Genomic DNA, 20810 nt, shown 5'->3' with positions numbered 1-20810 from the left:
TGGCCCCTAAAAACGATGGCGGCCCGCGGCATGCGCATTCTGTTGAACGGCGAATCCTTTGAACTGCCCGACGGTGAAACCGTTTCGGCCCTGCTGACCCGTCTGGACCTGACCGGGCGTCGCGTCGCAGTGGAGCTCAACCTGGATATCGTTCCGCGTAGCCTCCACGCCGAGACTGCGCTCACCGAAGGTGATCAGGTTGAAGTGGTCCACGCCATCGGCGGCGGCTAGTCGCCTGCCCGAATTCTGCAGAACCTCACCCCATTTCGAGGATTTCCCATGAGCATCGTTCGTAGCGACAAGCCCTTCGTCCTGGCCGGTCGTACCTACCAGTCCCGCTTGCTGGTCGGCACCGGCAAGTACCGCGACATGGAAGAAACCCGCCTGGCCATCGAAGCCTCGGGCGCTGAAATCGTGACCTTCGCCGTACGCCGCACCAACCTCGGTCAGATCGAGGGCGAGCCGAACCTGCTCGAAGTGCTGTCGCCGGATCGCTACACCTTCTTGCCGAACACAGCCGGTTGCTATGACGCCATTGAAGCCGTGCGCACCTGCCGCCTGGCCCGTGAGCTGCTTGATGGTCACAACCTGGTGAAGCTGGAAGTGCTCGCCGACCAGAAAACCCTGTTCCCCAACGTGATCGAAACCCTCAAGGCCGCTGAGACGCTGGTCAAGGAAGGCTTCGACGTGATGGTCTACACCAGTGATGACCCGATCATCGCCCGTCAATTGGCGGAAATCGGCTGCATCGCCGTGATGCCGCTGGCCGGTCTGATCGGTTCCGGCCTGGGTATCTGTAATCCGTACAACCTGCAGATCATCCTCGAAGAAGCCAAGATCCCCGTACTGGTGGATGCGGGCGTAGGCACTGCCTCCGACGCGACCATCGCCATGGAGCTGGGTTGCGACGCTGTGCTGATGAACTCCGCCATCGCCCATGCTCAGCAACCGATCATGATGGCCGAAGCCATGAAACACGCCATCGTCGCAGGCCGCCTGGCTTACCTCGCCGGGCGCATGCCGAAAAAACTCTACGCCAGCGCCTCTTCGCCGCTGGATGGTCTGATCAAGTAAGAGCCATTGATGACTGAATCAAACGAAACGCCGAACACCGTGGAAGAAGCAGGCGACGAGTCCAAGCATCGCCGCATCAAGAGCTTTGTGATGCGCGCCGGTCGTATGACCGAAGGCCAGCAAAAGGGTCTGGAGCAGGGCACGCCGCTGTTCGTATTGCCCTTGGCCGATGCGCCCGTGGACTACGACCAAGTGTTTGGCCGTTCGGCCCCGCGCTCACTGGAGATCGGCTTCGGCATGGGCCACTCCCTGCTGGAAATGGCCGCTGCCGCGCCGGACCAGGACTTCATTGGCGTGGAAGTACACCGCCCAGGCGTCGGCGCACTGCTTAACGGCGTCCTGACTCAAGGCCTGACTAACCTGCGGGTCTACGACTGCGACGCGATTGAAGTGCTTAACCGTTGCATCGCCGACAACAGCCTCGACCGCCTGATGCTGTTCTTCCCGGACCCATGGCATAAATCCCGCCACCACAAACGCCGCATCGTTCAGGCTTCCTTCGCGGAGTTGGTGCGCAGCAAGCTCAAGGTTGGCGGCATCCTGCACATGGCCACAGACTGGGAGCCGTATGCCGAATACATGCTGGAAGTAATGGACGTTGCCCCTGGCTACCGCAACCTGGCCGAAGATGGCAAATGCGTGCCGCGCCCGGCTGAGCGTCCGATCACCAAGTTCGAACGTCGCGGCGAGCGGTTGGGGCATGGGGTTTGGGATTTGAAGTTCGAGAAGCTGGCGTAACTCGCCACTGACTTGAAATGCAATTCAATGTGGGAGGGGGCTTGCCCCCGATAGCGGAGTGTCAGTCGACATCAAAGTGACTGGTCCACCGCTATCGGGGCAAGCCCCCTTCCACAGTTGTTTTGTGTTGGATTTGAGGTCAGCGGCGATCGGCGACGACGCCAATCAACACCAGCACCACCACCAACACCGGCGCCAGGCTGTAGTTATTGAACTGGCTCAAGCCTCGCACAATCCAGGGTGTGGCGTAGATCAATGCAGCGCCGCTGCCGACCATGCACACCAATGCCATCAACGGGACCCGCAAGGCGCCGGCGATGCTGCCCAGGCGTGCTTCGACCCAGCCCTTGATATCTGCGCCGAACAGCACCAGCAAACAGCCCACGAGCGCTAGGGAGATTTCCGACAGGTTGCTGCGGCTCCAGCGGGATACGGTGGCGAGCAGGTCGAGTACCAAATCCATTCGAATTCCTTAGAGCGTCAGCTCAAAAACTTCTGCAACAGGTCATTGAGAAAGAGTTGCCCGCGATCCGTGGCCGCCAGGCGTGACGGTTCGACCTGCATTAAGCCACTTTGTTCTGCCTCGCGACGTGCCTCGTCGAGGCTCGCCAGGTCGAGGCCCGTGCGCTCGGCGTAGAGTCTGGCGTCGACGCCGTCGGTGAGGCGCAGAGCGTTCATCAGAAACTCGAAAGGTAGCTCGTCATTGGTCAGCTCCTTCGCCCCAGCCTGGAAGCTTTTGGCCGGATTCAGGTAGTCCTTTGGCGCGCGGGTCTTCCAGGTGCGCACGATGCGCCCGTCCGGATGGCTGAGCTTGCCGTGGGCGCCGGCGCCGATGCCGATAAAGTCGCCGAAGCTCCAGTAATTCAGGTTATGCCGCGCCGGGCGGCCCGGTTGGGCATAGGCTGACACTTCGTATTGGGCATAACCGTGCTCGGCCAGCAGTGCCTGGCCTGCTTCCTGGATGTCCCAGAGGGTGTCGTCTTCTGGCAGCGCCGGCGGCTGGTTCCAGAACACCGTGTTGGGTTCCAGGGTCAACTGGTACCAGGACAAATGCGTGGGTTTGAGCGCGATGGCCTGGCGCAGGTCGCTGAGGGCGTCGTCCAGGGACTGATCGGGCAAACCGTGCATCAGGTCCAAGTTGAAGTTATCAAATCCGGCCTGGCGCGCCATCCCGGCAGCGCGTACAGCTTCGTCGCCATTGTGGATACGGCCCAGGGCCTGAAGTTTTTCCTGCTGGAAGCTTTGGATACCGATGGACAGGCGGTTGATCCCCAGCTTGCGGTACGCCACGAACTTCTCTTGTTCGAACGTGCCGGGGTTGGCTTCCAAGGTGATCTCGATATCGCCGGCAAACGGGATGCGCGCTTCCACGCCTTTGAGCAGGCGACCCAGTGCTGCAGCGCTGAACAGGCTTGGGGTGCCACCGCCGAAGAAGATCGAACTCAGTTCCCGGCCGTAAACGGCATGCAGATCCTGATCGAGGTCGGCCAACAGTGCGTCCACGTACTCTTCTTCCGGCAGCACTTTGCTTGCGGTGTGAGAGTTGAAGTCGCAATACGGGCATTTACGTACGCACCACGGGATGTGGATATACAGCGCCAGGGGCGGCAGCACGGGCAAGGCCGCCCGAGGTGTTTGCGCGCCGCCGTGGATCAGCGGCAGCGCCTGCGTGTCGTGGGTCATTTCAGGCTCAGGCGTTGGCGCAGCAAATCCATTGCGCGGGCGCGGTGGCTGATCTGGTTCTTGTCGGCCGGGCTCAGTTCGGCGCTGGAGACATTGCGCTCTGGCACCCAGAACAGCGGGTCATAGCCAAAACCATGCTCACCGCTGGCCGCATGCAGGATGCGCCCGTGCCACAGGCCTTCGCAAAGGATCGGCAACGGGTCGTCCGCATGGCGCACCAGGGCCAGCACGCAGACGAACTGCGCGCCGCGTTCGGCGTCCGGCACGTCCTTGAGGGCGTCCAGCAACTTGGCGTTGTTGGCCGCGTCACCTTTGCCATCGGCGTAGCGCGCCGAATAGATGCCAGGGGCTCCGCCGAGAAAATCCACCGCCAGGCCAGAGTCATCCGCCAGCGCCGGAAGGCCCGAGATACGTGCGGCATTGCGCGCCTTGAGGATGGCGTTCTCGACGAACGACAGGCCTGTCTCTTCCGGCTCGACCTGGCTGAACTCGCCAATCGAGCGCAGTTGCACGGAGTCGCCGAGCATGGCCTGCAGTTCTTTGAGTTTGCCGGCGTTATGGCTGGCGAGTACGAGCTGGGTAAGGTTCATCATTCCGCCGGAAACAGTTCCTGGTTGAATTGGAAGCTATGGGCTTTGCCGCCGGTTTCAACGTTGATGGTAAACGTCTTGTATTCCCGCTGGGTCACGGCGTAGGGCGCGAGATAATTGATCCCGCCTTTTTCGTTGATTTGCTTGAAGGTGAGGATCTCGCTCTTGCCGCCCAGATCCTTGATGGTGCCCGTTACTTGTGCGGCCACGGGGGTCACGCCCTTGATCACGGTCACATTGATCAAGCCCTTTTCCTTACTGCGTACCACGCCGACTTTCTGGGCGGTTTCCGGTTGCAGGAAGCTGGAGGTGAAGGTGTTGTAGTGAACGGTGATATCGCCGAAGTCTTTCTTGCGATTTGCGTCGATAGCGTCGGCTGCCAAGGCGTTGGCACCCAGGCAAGCGGTCAGTAGAAAAATAGCCAAGCGACTCATGAGCGCCCCTCTGGAAAATGATTAGACGGCAATTTTGTGGTCGGTCAGGCCAGGACTGCTGACCCGGTAGATACCGATTTCGCCCAACAGGTTGGGCCATAGTTTACTCGCCCAGCCGTGACGGTGCTGTTGATCGACGGCAAGTCGGTTAATCACTTTGGCTTCACGCTCGCCACACAGCGCTTCGAAGTCTTCGAAGGTGCAGAAGTGGATGTTCGGCGTGTTGTACCAGGTGTAAGGCAGGAAATCCGACACCGGCATGCGACCCTTGGTCGCCAGGTACCAGCGGCAGCGCCAGTGGCCGAAGTTAGGGAAGGTGATGATGCACTGGCGACCCACGCGCAGCATTTCGTCGAGGATGCGGTCAGGGTAGTGCACCGCTTGCAGGGCTTGGGTCATCACCACGATGTCGAAGCTGTTGCTGGCAAAGTTACCCAGGCCCTTGTCCAAGTCCTGCTCGATCACGTTGATGCCCTTGGCCACGCACTGGGCGATGTTGTCCGGGTCGTTTTCCAGGCCATAGCCGGTGACTTGCTTGTTGTCGCGCAGCCAGCTCAGCAGTTCGCCATCGCCGCAGCCCAGGTCAAGCACGCGGCTGCCGGCGGGGATCCATTCTTGGATGATTTCCAGGTCGGCTCTCATGGCGTTCTCACACTGTAATCCGGTTCATGTAATTGCCGAACGCCTGCAAGTAACGCGGGATCGGAATCAGGAAGGCGTCGTGGCCTTGCGGCGCATCGATCTCCAGGTAGCACACGTCTTTGCGTGCGGCCATCAGTGCATCCACCAGCTCGCGGGAGCGGGCCGGGGAGAAGCGCCAGTCGGTGGTGAACGACATCACGCAGAACTTGGCCGTGGCGCCTTCGAAGGTTTTCGCCAGGTCATCGTCGTGGTTGGCCGCCGGGTCGAAATAGTCCAGGGCCTTGGTCATCAGCAAATAGGTGTTGGCGTCGAAACGCCCGGAGAACTCCTCGCCCTGATAACGCAGGTAGCTCTCGACCTGGAATTCGACGCTGTGGAAATCGTAGTTGAGCTTCTCGCTCTTGAGGCCACGGCCGAATTTTTCGCCCATGGAGTCATCGGACAGGTAGGTGATATGCCCGACCATCCGCGCCAGCATCAAGCCGCGCTTGGGAATCACGCCCGCTTCCTGGAACGAACCGCCGTGGAACTCGGGGTCGGTGAGGATCGCCTGGCGCGCCACTTCGTTGAAGGCGATGTTTTGCGCCGACAACTTGGGGGCCGAGGCGATGGCCAGACAGTGGCGTACGCGATCAGGGTAGGTGATGGTCCATTGCAGTGCCTGCATCCCGCCCAGGCTGCCACCGATCACGGCGGCCCACTGGTTGATGCCCAACAAATCGGCAAGACGCGCTTGGCTGTGTACCCAGTCTTCCACGGTCAGCACCGGGAAGTCGGCGCCGAACGGCTTGCCGGTTTCCGGGTTGATACTGCTGGGGCCAGTGGAGCCGTTGCAGCCGCCGAGGTTGTTCAGGCTGACCACGAAGAATTTGTTGGTGTCGATGGGCTTGCCGGGACCGATACAGCTGTCCCACCAGCCGGGCTTGCGCTCGTCGGCGCTGTGGAAGCCTGCAGCGTGGTGATGACCGGACAAGGCGTGGCAGATCAGCACGGCGTTGCTCGCCGTGGCGTTCAGTTGGCCATAGGTTTCGTAGATCAGGTCGTAGGCGGGCAGAGAACGGCCGCAGGCCAGGGCCAGGGGTTCGCTGAAGTGCGCCACTTGGGGCACGACCAGACCAACAGAATCGGGGGGGAAGGCAACTGGCATCGACCCTGCTCTCGTTTAAATGAGGCGTAAGTCTAAAGACCGCTGCACCCAGCGGCAAGCAAAGGCCTGCGCGCTGCGAAATGAGGGAGGGAGCTAGCCCCTCCCTCATTTGTTTGCGTCAGATCAGCAGGCGCAGAATCTCTGGCATCCCGGTCATGGTGGCCAGGTTGTTGATCACCAGCATGTCCAGCAGCTTGAGCACCATGAACGCCAGGATCGGCGAGATATCCAGGCCGCCCAGGTTCGGCAGCAGGCGGCGGAATGGCGCCAGGGCGGGCTCGCAGATCTGGTTCACCAGTTCGGCGCCAGGGTTGTGGCTACCCGGGGCGACCCAGGACAGGATCACGCTGATGATCAAGGCGAAGAAGAAAATCTTCAGGAACAGCGCGGTCACGCCGATGATTGCCCAAATCAGCAACTGTATGAAATTGCCGGTGGTGCCGTACGTCAGCAGCAGTGTCAGCGCCATCAAGGCCAACTGCACCAGGATCGCCAGCACCAGCGACGACATATCCAGGCCGAACAGGCTCGGGATCACCCGGCGCAACGGCTTGAGCAGCGGCTGGGTCGCCTTGACGATGAACTGGCAGAGCGGGTTGTAGAAGTTGGCACGTACCAGTTGCAGCACGAAACGCAACAGCACGATCAGCAGGTAGAGGCTGCCGAGGGTTTGCAGCACGTAGACGGCTGCGGTGTTCAAACCAATCATATTGGCTCCTTAGTTGCCCAGTTGTTCGGCCATTTCGGCCGATCGGTGCGCAGCGGCACCCAATGCTTTTTCCACCAGGGCTTCAAAGCCCCCGGCCTGGAACGATTCAATGGCGGCCTGCGTCGTGCCGCCTGGTGAGGTCACGCGACGGCGCAGCTCGGCGGCATCCGCATCGCTGGACACGGCCATCTTCGCGGCGCCCAAGGCGGTCTGCTCGGACAGTTGCTCAGCGACTTCCCGTGGCAGGCCGAGTTTCACGCCGGCGGCGGTCATGGCTTCAATCAGCAGGAAGAAGTATGCCGGGCCGCTGCCGGAGACGGCGGTGACCGCGTCCAGTTGTTGTTCCTGATCCAGCCACAGAGCAATGCCCACGGCGGACAGCAGCTCTTGGGCCTGGTCACGTTGTTCGGTGCTGACCTCGGCGGTGGCATACAAACCGCTGACGCCTTGGCGCAGCAGAGCCGGAGTGTTGGGCATGCAACGCACGATGGGCTGGGCCCCCAGCCACTTCTTCATGCTGGCGCAGGTTATGCCGGCAGCGATGGACACCACCAACTGATGTGGTTGCAGATTTGGGCGCAGGCTTTCGCACACGGCCTTCATGGCTTGTGGCTTGACCGCCAGCACGATCACGTCGACGCCTTGGATGGCTTCGGCATTGTCGGCAAAGGTGTCGATACCGTGCTCGGCGCTGACGCGCGCACGGGTGTCGGCGCCCGGGTCGCTGGCGCGGATCTGCGCGGCGTCCAGGCCCTTGGCCCGTAGGCCGCCGATCAGGCTGGCCGCCATGTTACCGGCGCCGATAAAGGCAATACGCGTGTTGCTCATGACAGGTCCTTATTCAGAGGGAGGTCAGCCATTTCACGGCTGGCCGTAATCACGGGCGCCAAATAGGGCGGTACCGATCCGCACCCAGGTGGCGCCTTGGGCGATGGCCGACTCAAGGTCGTGGCTCATGCCCATGGAAAGCGTGTCGAGCGGCAGGTTCAGGCTGTTTTGCAGGTCGCGAACGGTAGCGAACGCTGCATCTTGCTCGGTCCGATCTTCAGTCGGCTCGGGGATTGCCATCAGGCCACGCAGCGTCAAGCGCGGCAGGGCACTGATGGCATTGGCCAGGGCCGGCAAGTCGGCGGGCGTGCAGCCGGACTTGCTGGCTTCGCCGCTGACATTGACCTGGATACAGATGTTCAGCGGCGGCAGGTCGGCCGGGCGTTGTTCGGACAGGCGTTGTGCAATTTTGAGGCGGTCCACGGAATGCACCCAAGCGAAGTTCTCGGCGATAGCGCGCGTCTTGTTCGATTGAATGGGGCCGATGAAGTGCCAACTCAAGGGCAGGTCGGTTAATTCAGCCTGTTTGCCCAGGGCTTCCTGCAGATAGTTTTCGCCGAATTCGAGCTGCCCGGCGGCATAGGCTTCGCGCACTGCTTGGGCGGGTTTGGTCTTGCTCACGGCCAGCAGGTGGATGCTGCTTGCGTCACGTTGCACGGCGTCGGCTGCGGCGCGGATGCGCTGGCTAACCAGGCCGATGTTGTCTGCTATCGTCGACATTCAAGATGCGCCCGTGGATATGGAGTCCGCGGCATTCTACTGGAAATGGAAAGCCCTATGGATATCACTGAATTACTGGTGGCCGGCGTGCGCCGTGGCGCCTCCGACCTGCACCTGTCGGCGGGGCTGGCGCCGATGTGGCGAATCGATGGCGAAGTCTGGCCTATGGATTGGCCGGTGCTTTCTGCCCCGCAAGTCGCGGATTTATTGAGCCCTTTGCTCAATCAATACCAGCAAAAGGATTTCGAAACATCTCTTGAAACGGATTTTGCCTTCGAGCTGCCGGGTGTAGCGCGCTTCCGGGCCAACGTATTCCAACAGGATCGCGGCATGGGCGCGGTGTTTCGTACTATTCCGGCCGAAGTCCAGAGCCTGGATAGCCTGGGTCTCGGGGCGGTGTTCCAACGCATCGCCCTATTGCCACGTGGCCTGGTGCTGGTGACCGGACCCACTGGCTCCGGCAAGTCCACCACTCTGGCGGCAATGATCGATTACCTCAATCAGCATCGGCGCCAGCACATCCTTACGCTCGAAGACCCCATCGAATTTATCCACAGGCCGAAAATCGCGCTGATCAACCAGCGCCAGGTACACCGCGACACCCACAGTTTTTCGGTAGCCCTTCGTTCGGCGCTGCGTGAAGACCCCGATGTGATCCTGGTGGGCGAACTGCGTGACCTGGAAACCATCCGCCTGGCCCTGACGGCGGCTGAAACCGGGCATCTGGTATTTGGCACCTTGCACACTACCTCCGCGGCAAAGACCGTGGATCGGCTGGTCGACGTGTTCCCGGCCGGCGAAAAGGCCATGGTCCGCTCAATGTTGTCGGAGTCGTTGCAGGCGGTGGTGTCACAGGTGCTGGTGAAGAAGCTCGGCGGCGGGCGCGTGGCGGCCCATGAAATCATGTTGGGCACGCCAGCCATTCGTAATCTGATTCGTGAGGACAAGGTGGCGCAGATGGTCTCGGCTATCCAGACCGGCGGGGCGTTGGGGATGAAGACATTGGATATGAGTTTGAAGGCGTTGGTCACGCAGGGCGTGATCAGCCGGGAAGAGGCGCTGGAGAAGGCGAGGGTGCCTGGGGATATCTAAGATCGGGAGATATAAGGAGATCCAAATGTGGGAGGGGGCTTGCTCCCGATTGCAGTGGGTCAGGTACAGATAAACTGACTGATCCACCGCTATCGGGAGCAAGCCCCCTCTCACATTGACGACTGCATTTCAGCTTGAAATCAGCGTTGAACCACTCGCAAGGTGTTCTGCTCTTTCGGCAGGACCCGCTTGGCAATCACGTAGTTCTTGTCCCAAAACGGCTTTTTCAACGTGTCGATGCTGACCGACTTGCCACGACGCGGTGCGTGGATAAAACGGTCATTGCCCAAGTAGATGGCAACGTGATTGACCTGGCGGCTCTTCAATTTGAAGAACAGCAGATCACCTGGTTTCAGGTCCTTGCGATCAACCTTCTGCCCGTGGCCGGCGGCCATGGCATTGGAAGTGCGCGGCAGATCCACGGCGGCTACGTCGTTGAACGCATATTTCACCAGGCCGCTGCAGTCGAACCCTTTACTTGGGCTGCTGCCGCCCCAACGATAAGGTGTACCGAGCACGTTTACGGCGCGGCTGAGGACGTTGCTGCTTTGCTTGGTGTTGACTGCCACGAGGCCGGGAACTGCTTTACCGTGCGCCTTGCTCAATTGAGTCGGGCGGCTGACGGTCGGCTTTACCGATTTGGCAGTGCTTGGCGTGCTGTGGACTTTAGGGGTGAAACCGTTAACGTTCGGAAGTCGTTGCTCACGATTGGTGGCGTGGGCGGCCAATGGCATTAATAGGCAAATGGTTAGCCATGTCTTTAAAAATGGTCGCATTAGGCGTGGCTCTTATGGGTTTGCGCGCAACTTTATAACAGCTTTTTGTGTCGTTCTCAGGCCGTTTGTCGACTGAACCTTGACGTCAAAATCAGGAAATACGCGACGATTCGCCGCAATTGTCCTACACAAGTCAGGTGGCATAAGGCTTTCAGGGCAGTGAAGATACCATTTGCCGTACGTCGGGCGCCCGTAAAAAAGTCACAAAGAAAATGAAAAAATTTATCTATCGAAGCAAAAGAGGTACGTCATGAACACCTATCAACAGGTTGGGCCGCAACAAGACACCCACAGCAAGGTGATCGGTTACCTGCTCTGGATTTTCGGGTTTACCGGCGCGCATCGTTTTTATTACGGCAAACCTGTCACCGGGACGATCTGGTTTTTTACCCTTGGCCTGCTGGGTATCGGCTGGCTGATCGACCTGTTCCTGATCCCGGCCATGGACCGTGAAGCCGACCTGCGCTTTACCGCCGGTCCCATCGAATACAACGTGGCGTGGATTCTGTTGGCGTTTCTGGGGGTGTTCGGCGTGCACCGCATGTACCAGGGCAAATGGATCACCGGCCTGATCTACCTGCTGACCGGTGGCTTGTTCCTGGTGGGGGTGCTGTATGACTTCTGGACGTTGAATACCCAGGTTTCGATCCGCAATGCAGAGCGCAACGGGGGACGCTGATTTCTCAGGCTTTATAGAGAACTAAATGTGGGAGGGGGCTTGTCCCCGATAGCGGTGGATCAGTCAGCTCATTTATTGCTGACCCACTGCAATCGGGGGCAAGCCCCCTCCCACTTTTTTTGCATGCCCGCTTTAGGCCTGGTAGCTGATGCGCCCATCCACCAAGGTGTAGCGCACGCTCGCCGGCAGGCTATGGCCGATGAACGGGCAGTTTTCACCTTTGGACAGCCAGTGCTCCCCGGCAACCGTGGAGCTGGCCGTGTCAAACAGCACCAGATCCGCTGCGGCGCCCACGGCCAATTTGCCGGCCGGCAGGCGCAAGGCTTCGGCCGGGCCGGCGCTCAGGCGCTGGAGCAGCGTCGGCAAGTCGAGCAGGCCATCCTCCACCAGCGTCATCGCCAGTGGCAGCAACAGCTCCACACTGCTGATCCCCGGCTCGGTCGCGCCAAACGGTGCCAGCTTGGCATCGCGCTCGTGTGGCTGGTGGTGGCTGGAAATCGCCGAAACCACACCGGATTTGACCGCGGCACGCAAACCGTCACGGTCGGCCAGGGTGCGCAGGGGCGGTTGCACGTGGTACAGGCTGGAGAAGTCGATCAGCGCTTCATCCGTGAGGATCAATTGGTACAGCGCCACATCCGCAGTCACCGGCAGACCGCGAGCCTGGGCCTGTGCAATCAGGGCCACGCCCCGGGCACTGGTGAGTTGGCTGAAGTGCGCGCGTACGCCGCTTTGTTCCACCAGCAGCAGGTCACGGGCAAGAGCGACGGTTTCGGCGGTTTCCGGAATACCCGGCAGGCCGAGGAAACTGGCGACGGCGCCTTCATGGGCCAAGCCGCCTTCGGCCAGGTCGCGGTCCTGGGAGTGGAAGATCACCGTCAGATCGAAGGTGGCCGCGTATTCCAGGGCGCGGCACAAGGTGCGGGTACTGCGGAAGCTCTCAAGACCGTTGCCGAAGGCCACGCAACCAGCGTCGCGCAGGGCGATCAATTCGGCGAGTTGTTCGCCTTCCAGACCTTTGCTCAGGGCGCCGATGGGGAACACTTTGCAATTGCCAGCTTCGCGGGCACGGTCGAGGATCAATTCGGTCACGGCCGACGTATCGAGGATCGGCTTGGTGTGCGGCGGGCAGCACAGGCTGGTCACGCCACCGGCCGCAGCGGCGCGGGTTTCGCTGGCGATGCTGCCTTTACGGCTGTAACCCGGCTCGCGCAGGGCGACGTTCAGGTCCACCAGCCCAGGCGCGGCCACCAGGCCTTTGGCGTCGATGGTCTGGCTGGGGCTGAAATCGCTGGGGGCGGCGCCGATGGCGATGATCTTGCCGGCTTCCAGATGAAGATCGGTGACTTGATCCAGGCCACTGGCCGGGTCGATAACGCGAGCGCCAAGAATGCTGAGCTTCACTGGGCGTTCTCCTGCTCGAATTGACGTTGCGCGGTTTGCCCGCTCATGGCCATGGACAACACCGCCATGCGCACGGCGATGCCGTAGGTCACCTGGTTGAGAATTACTGACTGATTGCCATCGGCCACCGCCGACTCAATCTCCACCCCTCGGTTGATCGGACCCGGGTGCATCACGATGGCATCCGGTTTGGCGCCGGCCAGGCGCGCGGTAGTCAGGCCGAACAAGCGGTAGAACTCACCCTCGCTCGGCAGCAAACCACCGGACATACGCTCGCGTTGCAGGCGCAACATGATCACCACGTCCACATCCTTGAGGCCTTCGGCCATGTCGGTGTAGACCTTCACGCCGTACTGCTCAATGCCGATGGGGAGCAGGGTTTTCGGCGCGATCACGCGGATGTCCGGGCAACCCAGGGTTTTCAGGGCCAGCATGTTCGAGCGTGCTACCCGCGAGTGCAGGATGTCGCCGACGATGGCCACCGATAGGTTTTCAAAGCTGCCCTTGTGCCGACGGATGGTGAGCATGTCGAGCATGCCTTGGGTCGGGTGGGCGTGACGGCCGTCGCCGCCGTTGATGATCGCTACCTGCGGGCACACGTGCTCGGCGATGAAATGCGCGGCGCCGGAGTCGCCGTGGCGCACCACGAACATATCGGCGGCCATGGCTTCCAGGTTACGCAGGGTGTCGAGCAGGGTTTCGCCCTTGCTCGCCGACGAAGTGGACACGTTCAGCGTGATCACGTCGGCCGACAGTCGTTGGGCCGCCAGTTCAAAGGTGGTGCGAGTGCGGGTGGAGTTTTCGAAGAACACGTTGCAGATGGTTTTGCCACGCAGCAACGGGACTTTCTTCACCGCCCGGCCACCGACTTCGAGGAATGAGTCGGCGGTGTCGAGGATTTCGGTGAGCAGTTCGCGGGGCAAACCGTCGAGGGACAAAAAGTGTTGCAACTGGCCCTGAGCATTGAGCTGCAGCGGGCGCTTGGCATCTAGAGGCGTCATCGCGGGGACTCTTTACAAGGCGGTTTAAAGGGCGAGGTCTTGCAGTTCGAGTTCGAGCGGCGTTGGACCGGACAATTTTACCCGTTGCTGGGCTTGCAGCGACAGGGTCGCGCCAACCACATCCGGGCTGATAGGCAACTCGCCGGCGTCCAGATCCAGCAGGCAGACCAGCGTGATGCTGGCCGGGCGGCCGTAGTCGAACAGTTCGTTCATGGCGGCGCGGATGGTACGGCCGCTCATCAGCACGTCGTCGATCAACACCAGGTGCTGGCCTTCGACTTCGAACGGCAGGGCCGAGGGCTGCACTTGCGGGTGCAGGCCGTTCTGGCTGAAGTCATCGCGGTAGAAGGACACGTCGAGGGTGCCCAGTGGCGAGTCGCTGACCAGTTCGTCCAGTAACGCCTGAGCGACCCACACACCGCCGGTGCGAATGCCGATAAAGCGCGGTTCGCTGATTCCGCGGTGCTCCAGGTGCGCTTTGAGGCGTAATGCCATCTGGCTGATCAGTTCGGCGGGATTGGGCAGGCTCATGGTGGCTCCTTCAAGGCCTTGCTGTAGGCAAGTTCCGGGCTCAAACGTAAGAAGACGCGGCAAGCCGCGTCAGTCAGGATTCAAATAAAGCGGTGTTTTCGTCCAGCCAGCCCTGCAACAGCAAGGCGGCGGCGATGGCGTCTACGGGGTTGTCGCGGTAACTGCCCTTCTGGCCGCCACGGTCGCGGCGTTCACCCTTGGCTTCAAAGGTGGTCAGGCGTTCATCGTGGGTATAGAAGGGGATGTTGTAACGACCATTGAGGCGACGGGCGAATTTTTCGGCGCGCAGGCACATGTCGCTGGGGGTGCCGTCCATGTTCAGGGGCAGGCCGACCACCACCGCGTCGGGCTTCCATTCCTTGATCAGGGCTTCGACCTGATTCCAGTCCGGTATGCCGTTCTGGGCCTTGAGGGTGCACAACTCGCGGGCCTGGCCGGTGATCACCTGGCCGACCGCTACGCCGATCTGTTTGGTGCCGTAGTCAAAACCGAGGATCAGACGCAAGGCCATCAGGCGTGCCCCGCCTGGCTGGTCAGCAGGCTGAGGTTGACCCGCAACTTGGCGGCGGCCGCTTCCAGGCGCAGTTCACTGGCCGTGTTGAACAGGATGTCGGCGTCGAAGGGGCAGGTCAGCCAGGCATTGCTGGCCAGTTCGGCCTCCAGTTGCCCTGCTTCCCAACCGGCGTACCCCAAGGTGATCACGCTTTGCTCTGGGCCTACACCGTCGGCGATGGCGAACAACACGTCCTGGGAGGTGGACAGCGACACACCGTCCAGGTCCACCGTGGCCTGGAACGTCGGCCCGGTCGGGTGCAGCACAAAGCCGCGATCAGTTTGTACCGGCCCGCCGATGTAGATCGGCACCGATTGGCAACGGGCCGGCGGATCGATCTCCGGACGCAGTTGCTCAAGGATATCGGCCAGGTTCAGCGCTTGCGGGCGGTTCACCACCAACCCCATGGCACCATTGGCCGTGTGCTCGACGATGTAGGTCAAGGTCTGCGCAAAGTTCGGGTCGGCCATATGGGGCATGGCGATCAGGAATTGGTGCTTGAGGTAGGTCGGGCTGACATTTTTCATGTCCGCTAGTGTGGCGTTGGAGGGGCGAACTGACAAGCTGGAGTTACCTGTGGCAGGACATGTCTGATCAGTTGCTGGAGAGCCGATCGCCCTTGGCAAACTTCCAGGTACGGATGATTTCCAGGCGGTCCACGTCATTCAGGTCGCCGGTAAACGGGGCAAAGGGCGCGGCCAGGCGCACGATGCGTTGGGCGGCCTGGTCCAGCAGTGGTTGGCCGGAGGACTCCAACACCTGCACTTCATATAAGGTGCCGTCGCGGTTGATCGATACCAATAGACGCAAGTTGCCGTAGATCTGCTGGCGCCGCGCTTCTTCTGGGTAGTTGAGGTTGCCGATGCGCTCGACCTTCTTACGCCACTCGTCTTTATACCAGGCACCTTTGTCGCGCATGGTCGAGGCGGCATTCAAGCGGTAGATGCGTGGGCGCTTGGCGTACAACTGCTGTTCGTTAGCCAGTTCGGCTTCCAGGCTGGAGATTTCGTCGGACAGGGTCGAGCTGTCGAAGGTAGGCGCCGGTTTGACGGGCTCCGGCTGCGGCTCGGTCTTGGTCTTTTCGCGTTGGACCGGGGCTTTTTGCGGTTTGGGTGCGATGGTGGCCACCGTAGGCTTGGGCGTAGCCTGCTTGACCTCGGGCTTCGGCGCAGGAGGTGGCGTGACTTTATTGACTTTGTTGTCCTGGAACGGCGCCAGTTCGGTGGTCTTGGGGATGGCTTTCTTGTCGAGGGTGCCGCTGCCCTGTTGATTGTCCTGGGCTAGAAAATCTGCCTTCTCGGGCTTCTTTTCACTCTTGAACGTGGCCAGGGTGATTTCCAGGGTCTTGGTGATCTGCTTGGGTTCGACCATGGTGAAGCCCACGCCAAGGAGCAAGGCCAAATGAATCAAGGCAGCCAGAAACAGGGTAAATCCGAGCCGATCAGCCGGGCGCACGCCGCTGTGGGAGAGTTCGGGGGGCAGATCGGACGGGAGTGTCATGACAAAAGAACCAACATCGCGCGTTTCACAGGTGGCGCATGATAACGCAATGTTGGTGTGTGTCCGGCTGTTCTATATCACTTGGCTGCGAGCTTGCGCTCAATGGCGGCCATCAGCATTTCGCCGATGTTCGTGCCAAATGCATTGTCTATCTCGCGAATACAGGTCGGGCTGGTGACGTTGATTTCGGTGAGATTTTCACCAATTACGTCAAGGCCTACAAACAGCAGGCCTTTTTCCCGCAAGGTCGGGCCAACTTGGCTAGCGATCCAGCGATCCTTATCCGATAAAGGCCGTGCTTCACCGCGCCCACCTGCCGCCAGGTTGCCTCGGGTCTCGCCTGCCGCCGGGATACGCGCGAGGCAGTAGTCCACCGGTTCGCCGTCGATCATCAGAATGCGCTTGTCGCCGTCCTTGATCGCTGGCAGGTAAGCCTGGCCCATGATCTGCTGGGTGCCCAGGGCGGTCAGGGTTTCCAGGATCACCGACAGGTTCGGGTCGCCAGCGCGGTGACGGAAGATCGACGTACCGCCCATGCCGTCCAACGGCTTGAGGATCACATCGCCGTGTTTGGCGGCGAATTCACGCAGCACATCGGCGCGGCGGCTGACCACGGTCGGGGGTGTGCACTGCGGGAACAGCGTGGCGAACAGCTTTTCATTGCAGTCGCGCAGACTTTGCGGCTTGTTGACGATCAGCACGCCGGCGCGCTCGGCCTGCTCCAGCAGATAGGTGGAGTAGACGAATTCCATGTCGAACGGCGGATCCTTGCGCATCAGGATCACGTCCAGGTCGCTCAGGGGGCTGTCGATTTCGTCCGAAAGCTCGAACCATTTTTCCGGGTTGGCGAACACCTGCAGCGGGCGCATGCGCGCGCGGGCCTCGCCGTCGCCCTGGTACAGATCGCGCTGCTCCATATAGAACAGGGTCCAGCCGCGGGCCTGGGCGGCCAGAAGCATGGCCAGCGAGCTGTCCTTTTTATAGGAAATGCTGGCGATAGGGTCCATGACAATGCCGACGCGAACGCTCATGGGGGATTTCCTCTAGCAAATTGGGCGCATAAAAGTGGCGTCAGAGTGGCGCTGCGGCTGTTGTGGGTCAAGGAAAAACCACCTGGCGGGTGCCTCGATAGATTGCTCTCCGAGACTGTGCTAAAAAGACTGCCACAGCGCAGCAGCCCTTGAAATCCAAGGCCTGCGGCGATCATCCTGTGCAACATCAGGCAGTACACACCGAAAACCGACTCGCTGTGGCGATGGTAGAGCAGATATGGAACAGCATTCCAACGCCTTGAGAGTGATGGTGATCGACGATTCGAAAACGATCCGCCGCACCGCCGAGACGCTGTTGAAGAACTCGGGGTGCGAGGTCATTACGGCCATCGACGGTTTCGATGCCCTGGCGCGGATTGTTGATCATCACCCGCACATTATCTTTATAGACATCATGATGCCGCGCCTGGATGGTTATCAGACCTGCGCCCTGGTGAAGAACAACCCGGCGTTCAAGTCGATTCCGGTGATCATGTTGTCCTCCAAGGACGGTCTGTTCGACAAGGCCAAGGGGCGCATCGTGGGTGTCGATCAGTTTTTGACCAAGCCTTTCAGCAAGGAAGAACTGCTGGGTGCAATCAAGGCCTATGTGCCGGGGTTCGCCGCAGTAGAACAAGCACACTGACGCCGCCCCACGAGGGCCGGCGCCGACCAATGTAGTGGGGAAAACCATGGCACGTGTTCTGATCGTCGACGATTCGCCGACCGAAATGTACAAACTCACCGGCATGCTGGAAAAGCACGGCCACCAAGTCCTCAAGGCCGAGAACGGTGCGGACGGCGTGGCCCTGGCTCGCCAGGAAAAGCCCGACGCAGTGCTGATGGACATCGTGATGCCTGGCCTCAATGGCTTCCAGGCTACTCGCCAACTGTCCAAGGAGCCGGAAACCAACGGCATCCCGATCATCATCATCACCACCAAGGATCAGGAAACCGACAAGATCTGGGGCGCGCGCCAGGGTGCAAAGGACTACCTGACCAAGCCTGTGGACGAAGAAACCTTGATCGCCACCCTGAACAAGGTGTTGGCCGGCTGACGGCACGCCATCATGACCGAGTCGCAAACCGCCTTCGAGTTGCTGCTGGACATCGACCGCCGCTGCCGCCTGCTGGCCGCCGACCTGCCGTCCCAGGAAACCCGCCTGCAACGCTGGAGCGGTATCGGCTTTCGCCTGGGGCAACATTGGTATGTGGCGCCCATGGGCGAAGTCGCCGAAGTCCTGCATGAACCACGTTGCACTTTAATGCCTGGGGTCAAGGCCTGGGTCAAAGGGGTTGCTAACCTGCGCGGGCGCCTGCTGCCGGTGATGGACCTGGGTGGCTTCCTCGGCCTTGCGCTGTCCAAGGCGCGCAAGCAACGGCGGGTGCTGGTCGTGGAATACAACGATCTGTTTGTCGGGCTGCTGGTGGATGAGGTGGTGGGGATGCAGCATTTTGCACAAGACGCCTTGCTGGCGAACACCAGCCCTGGCGCGCCGTTTATCCAGGGTCACTTCGAGGGTGATCCGCTGTGGCAGGTCTTCAGCCCCTTCGCCCTGGCCCAGGCCCCAGGCTTCATGGATGTCGCCGCATGACCACCGCTACCACGCCCAAACCCCAGGCCGGCTCGCGCAGCCGTTCACAGATCATCGTGCTGTTTATCGCACTGATCGTGTTCATCATGCTGCTGTTCGCCAACTTCGCGTACCTCAACACCCAGTCTACCTACGACAAACAGTACATCGGCCACGCCGGTGAACTGCGCGTGCTGTCCCAACGCATCGCCAAGAACGCTACCGAGGCCGCCGCTGGCAAGGCCGCTGCTTTCAAGCTGTTGGGAGATGCGCGAAACGATTTTGCCCAGCGCTGGGGCTACCTGAAAAAAGGCGACCCGCAAACCGGCTTGCCCGCGGCACCAAGTGCGGTCCGTGCCGAGATGCGTGCTGTGCAGACCGATTGGGAAGCGCTGCTGAAAAATACCGACGCGATCCTCGCCAGCGAGCAGACCGTACTGTCCCTGCATCAAGTGGCTGCGACCCTCGCTGAAACCGTGCCGCAATTGCAGATGGAGTCGGAGAAGGTCGTCGACATCCTGCTGCAACGTGGCGCCCCGGCCAGCCAGGTTGCCTTGGCCCAACGCCAGTCGCTGCTGGCCGAACGTATCTTGGGTGCGGTCAACACCGTGCTGGCCGGCGACGAAACCGCCGCGCAGGCCGCCGACACCTTTGGCCGTGATGCCGCCCGCTTTGGTCAGGTCCTCAATGGCATGCTCAACGGCAACCCTGGGCTGCGCATCACCCAAGTCGAAGACCACGATGCCCGCGCGCGGCTGGCGGACATTGCCGAGCTGTTCGAGTTTGTTTCCGGCTCCGTGGATGAAATCCTCGAAACCTCGCCGCAGCTGTTCCAGGTGCGCGCCTCGGCGAGCAATATTTTCAACCTGTCGCAAACCCTGCTTGATGAAGCCTCGCACCTGGCCATCGGGTTCGAAAACCTCGCCAGCGGGCGCAGTTTCGACACCATCGGCGGTTATGTGCTGGGTCTGTTGGCGCTGGCCTCGATCATCCTGATTGGCCTGGTGATGGTGCGTGAGACCAACCGCCAACTGCACGAGACTGCCGAGAAGAACGAGCGCAACCAAAACGCGATCATGCGCTTGCTGGATGAAATCGAAGACCTGGCCGACGGTGACCTCACTGTGACGGCTTCGGTGACCGAAGACTTCACCGGCACCATCGCCGACTCGATCAACTATTCCGTGGACCAACTGCGTGATTTGGTCGCGACGATCAACCTCACCGCCGGCCAGGTCGCCGGTGCTGTGCAAGACACCCAGGCCACCGCCATGCACCTGGCCCAGGCCTCCGAGCATCAGGCCCAGCAGATCGCCGAAGCCTCCACCGCGATCAACCAGATGGCCCAATCCATCGACCAAGTGTCGGCCAACGCCGCCGAGTCTTCGGCAGTGGCGGAGCGCTCGGTAGAGATTGCCAACAAGGGCAACGAAGTGGTGCACAACACCATCCACGGCATGGACAACATCCGCGAACAGATCCAGGACACCGCCAAGCGCATTAAGCGTTTGGGTGAATCGTCCCAGGAGATTGGCGACATCGTCAGCCTGATTGACGACATCGCCGACCAGACCAACATCCTCGCCCTCAACGCCGCCATCCAGGCGAGCATGGCCGGGGATGCCGGACGCGGCTTTGCCGTGGTGGCCGATGAGGTGCAGCGACTGGCCGAGCGCTCGTCGGCTGCCACGCGGCAGATCGAAACCCTGGTGCGGGCGATCCAGACCGACACCAACGAGGCGGTCATCTCCATGGAACAGACCACCACCGAAGTGGTGCGTGGTGCACGGCTGGCCCAAGACGCGGGCGTGGCACTGGAAGAGATCGAAGGCGTATCGAAGACCTTGGCGGCGCTGATCCAGAGCATCTCCAATGCGGCGCAGCAACAGACGTCGTCGGCAGGGCAGATCTCCCTGACCATGAACGTGATCCAGCAAATCACTACGCAGACGTCGTCGGGTTCCACCGCCACTGCCGAAAGCATCGGCAATTTGGCGAAGATGGCGAGCCAGTTGCGCAGGTCGGTCTCGGGTTTCACCTTGCCTGCGGCCAAACAGGTAGATGATTGAAATGCAGTCAAAGTGTGGGAGGGGGCAAGTCGAAT

At 60.9% G+C, this 20810-nt stretch carries 26 protein-coding genes; 9 read left to right on the top strand and 17 right to left on the bottom strand.

The genetic code is table 11. The features are described 5' to 3' along the window. Positions 1–30 precede the first annotated feature (30 nt). The 3 genes from thiS to trmB are packed head-to-tail and all read left to right on the top strand — an operon-like array spanning position 31 to position 1812. On the top strand, positions 31–231 hold the full coding sequence (gene thiS, locus BW43_RS25915; RefSeq protein ID WP_032884144.1) for a sulfur carrier protein ThiS: 201 nt from the start codon (positions 31–33) through the stop codon (positions 229–231). Positions 232–279: 48 nt separating this feature from the next. Further along, positions 280–1074, top strand: coding sequence for a thiazole synthase (locus tag BW43_RS25920; RefSeq protein ID WP_032884143.1), 795 nt, complete (start codon positions 280–282; stop codon positions 1072–1074). Between the two features lie 9 nt (positions 1075–1083). Then, on the top strand, positions 1084–1812 hold the full coding sequence (trmB, locus tag BW43_RS25925; protein ID WP_032884142.1) for a tRNA (guanosine(46)-N7)-methyltransferase TrmB: 729 nt from the start codon (positions 1084–1086) through the stop codon (positions 1810–1812). Positions 1813–1951: 139 nt separating this feature from the next. On the opposite strand, the gene BW43_RS25930 is transcribed toward trmB, so the two are convergent. The 9 genes from BW43_RS25930 to BW43_RS25970 all read right to left on the bottom strand — a co-directional run bounded on the left by BW43_RS25930 (position 1952) and on the right by BW43_RS25970 (position 8565). Further along, positions 1952–2275, bottom strand: a complete 324-nt coding sequence (locus BW43_RS25930) for a DUF3392 domain-containing protein (RefSeq protein WP_032884141.1) — start codon at positions 2273–2275, stop codon at positions 1952–1954. A gap of 17 nt (positions 2276–2292) precedes the next feature. Continuing rightward, entirely contained in the window at positions 2293–3495 is a 1203-nt protein-coding gene (gene hemW, locus BW43_RS25935) for a radical SAM family heme chaperone HemW (RefSeq protein ID WP_032884140.1), read from the bottom strand. Next, on the bottom strand, positions 3492–4088 hold the full coding sequence (gene rdgB / locus BW43_RS25940) for an RdgB/HAM1 family non-canonical purine NTP pyrophosphatase (protein WP_025859581.1): 597 nt from the start codon (positions 4086–4088) through the stop codon (positions 3492–3494). Before rdgB ends, hemW begins: the two co-directional genes overlap by 4 nt. Then, complete coding sequence (locus tag BW43_RS25945; protein ID WP_032884139.1) at positions 4085–4519, bottom strand: DUF4426 domain-containing protein; 435 nt, start codon at positions 4517–4519, stop codon at positions 4085–4087. The genes rdgB and BW43_RS25945 overlap by 4 nt, the downstream gene beginning before the upstream one ends. Positions 4520–4540: 21 nt before the next feature. Next, positions 4541–5161, bottom strand: coding sequence for a methionine biosynthesis protein MetW (metW, locus tag BW43_RS25950; RefSeq protein WP_010207236.1), 621 nt, complete (start codon positions 5159–5161; stop codon positions 4541–4543). Between the two features lie 7 nt (positions 5162–5168). Next, positions 5169–6308, bottom strand: coding sequence for a homoserine O-acetyltransferase (locus BW43_RS25955; protein WP_032884138.1), 1140 nt, complete (start codon positions 6306–6308; stop codon positions 5169–5171). Between the two features lie 118 nt (positions 6309–6426). Continuing rightward, positions 6427–7017 (bottom strand): YggT family protein, encoded by a 591-nt coding sequence (locus BW43_RS25960; RefSeq protein WP_032884137.1) that lies wholly within the window; start codon positions 7015–7017, stop codon positions 6427–6429. A gap of 9 nt (positions 7018–7026) precedes the next feature. Continuing rightward, a complete protein-coding gene (gene proC / locus BW43_RS25965) occupies positions 7027–7845 on the bottom strand; it encodes a pyrroline-5-carboxylate reductase (RefSeq protein WP_032884136.1) in 819 nt (272 codons plus the stop codon). 33 nt (positions 7846–7878) lie between these two features. Next, the gene (locus tag BW43_RS25970) at positions 7879–8565 is read right to left on the bottom strand and encodes a YggS family pyridoxal phosphate-dependent enzyme (RefSeq protein WP_032884134.1); all 687 of its coding nucleotides are present in this window, start codon (positions 8563–8565) and stop codon (positions 7879–7881) included. A 57-nt stretch (positions 8566–8622) separates the two neighbouring features. On the opposite strand from BW43_RS25970, the gene BW43_RS25975 reads away from it, so the two are divergent. Next, positions 8623–9657, top strand: coding sequence for a type IV pilus twitching motility protein PilT (locus BW43_RS25975; RefSeq protein WP_032884132.1), 1035 nt, complete (start codon positions 8623–8625; stop codon positions 9655–9657). A 140-nt stretch (positions 9658–9797) separates the two neighbouring features. Here the strand turns inward: BW43_RS25975 and BW43_RS25980 are convergent, their stop codons facing one another. After that, positions 9798–10433, bottom strand: coding sequence for a C40 family peptidase (locus tag BW43_RS25980; RefSeq protein WP_032884130.1), 636 nt, complete (start codon positions 10431–10433; stop codon positions 9798–9800). Positions 10434–10683: 250 nt separating this feature from the next. Here BW43_RS25980 and BW43_RS25985 point away from each other — a divergent pair, with 250 nt between their 5' ends. Beyond that, positions 10684–11112 carry a TM2 domain-containing protein gene (locus tag BW43_RS25985; protein ID WP_027606088.1) on the top strand — a complete coding sequence of 143 codons (429 nt, stop codon included), beginning with the start codon at positions 10684–10686 and terminating at the stop codon, positions 11110–11112. 132 nt (positions 11113–11244) lie between these two features. Here the strand turns inward: BW43_RS25985 and BW43_RS25990 are convergent, their stop codons facing one another. The 7 genes from BW43_RS25990 to gshB all read right to left on the bottom strand — a co-directional run bounded on the left by BW43_RS25990 (position 11245) and on the right by gshB (position 17132). Further along, complete coding sequence (locus BW43_RS25990; RefSeq protein ID WP_032884129.1) at positions 11245–12516, bottom strand: dihydroorotase; 1272 nt, start codon at positions 12514–12516, stop codon at positions 11245–11247. Next, positions 12513–13517, bottom strand: a complete 1005-nt coding sequence (locus BW43_RS25995) for an aspartate carbamoyltransferase catalytic subunit (protein WP_015886339.1) — start codon at positions 13515–13517, stop codon at positions 12513–12515. Before BW43_RS25995 ends, BW43_RS25990 begins: the two co-directional genes overlap by 4 nt. A 24-nt stretch (positions 13518–13541) precedes the next feature. Then, entirely contained in the window at positions 13542–14048 is a 507-nt protein-coding gene (pyrR, locus tag BW43_RS26000; protein WP_032884127.1) for a bifunctional pyr operon transcriptional regulator/uracil phosphoribosyltransferase PyrR, read from the bottom strand. A gap of 73 nt (positions 14049–14121) precedes the next feature. After that, positions 14122–14559 carry a Holliday junction resolvase RuvX gene (gene ruvX, locus BW43_RS26005; protein WP_003176676.1) on the bottom strand — a complete coding sequence of 146 codons (438 nt, stop codon included), beginning with the start codon at positions 14557–14559 and terminating at the stop codon, positions 14122–14124. Beyond that, a complete protein-coding gene (locus BW43_RS26010) occupies positions 14559–15128 on the bottom strand; it encodes a YqgE/AlgH family protein (RefSeq protein ID WP_032884125.1) in 570 nt (189 codons plus the stop codon). The genes ruvX and BW43_RS26010 overlap by 1 nt, the downstream gene beginning before the upstream one ends. Before the next feature lie 67 nt (positions 15129–15195). Then, on the bottom strand, positions 15196–16101 hold the full coding sequence (locus BW43_RS26015) for an energy transducer TonB (protein WP_032884124.1): 906 nt from the start codon (positions 16099–16101) through the stop codon (positions 15196–15198). A gap of 77 nt (positions 16102–16178) precedes the next feature. Next, positions 16179–17132, bottom strand: a complete 954-nt coding sequence (gshB, locus tag BW43_RS26020) for a glutathione synthase (protein ID WP_032884123.1) — start codon at positions 17130–17132, stop codon at positions 16179–16181. A 238-nt stretch (positions 17133–17370) separates the two neighbouring features. Here gshB and pilG point away from each other — a divergent pair, with 238 nt between their 5' ends. The 4 genes from pilG to BW43_RS26040 are packed head-to-tail and all read left to right on the top strand — an operon-like array spanning position 17371 to position 20775. Continuing rightward, positions 17371–17778, top strand: a complete 408-nt coding sequence (gene pilG / locus BW43_RS26025) for a twitching motility response regulator PilG (protein ID WP_032884122.1) — start codon at positions 17371–17373, stop codon at positions 17776–17778. A 46-nt stretch (positions 17779–17824) separates the two neighbouring features. Further along, positions 17825–18190: a twitching motility response regulator PilH gene (gene pilH, locus BW43_RS26030; RefSeq protein ID WP_014720320.1), complete on the top strand. Its 366-nt coding sequence runs from the start codon at positions 17825–17827 to the stop codon at positions 18188–18190. Between the two features lie 12 nt (positions 18191–18202). Beyond that, complete coding sequence (locus BW43_RS26035; protein WP_032884121.1) at positions 18203–18727, top strand: chemotaxis protein CheW; 525 nt, start codon at positions 18203–18205, stop codon at positions 18725–18727. Beyond that, positions 18724–20775, top strand: coding sequence for a methyl-accepting chemotaxis protein (locus tag BW43_RS26040; protein ID WP_032884120.1), 2052 nt, complete (start codon positions 18724–18726; stop codon positions 20773–20775). The genes BW43_RS26035 and BW43_RS26040 overlap by 4 nt, the downstream gene beginning before the upstream one ends. Positions 20776–20810: the final 35 nt, after the last annotated feature.

This window comes from Pseudomonas sp. RIT357, from assembly GCF_000632245.1.
GTDB lineage: Bacteria > Pseudomonadota > Gammaproteobacteria > Pseudomonadales > Pseudomonadaceae > Aquipseudomonas > Aquipseudomonas sivasensis.
The sequence above is the reverse complement of the archived record's forward strand: the minus strand, read 5'-3'. Positions and strand labels throughout refer to the sequence as shown.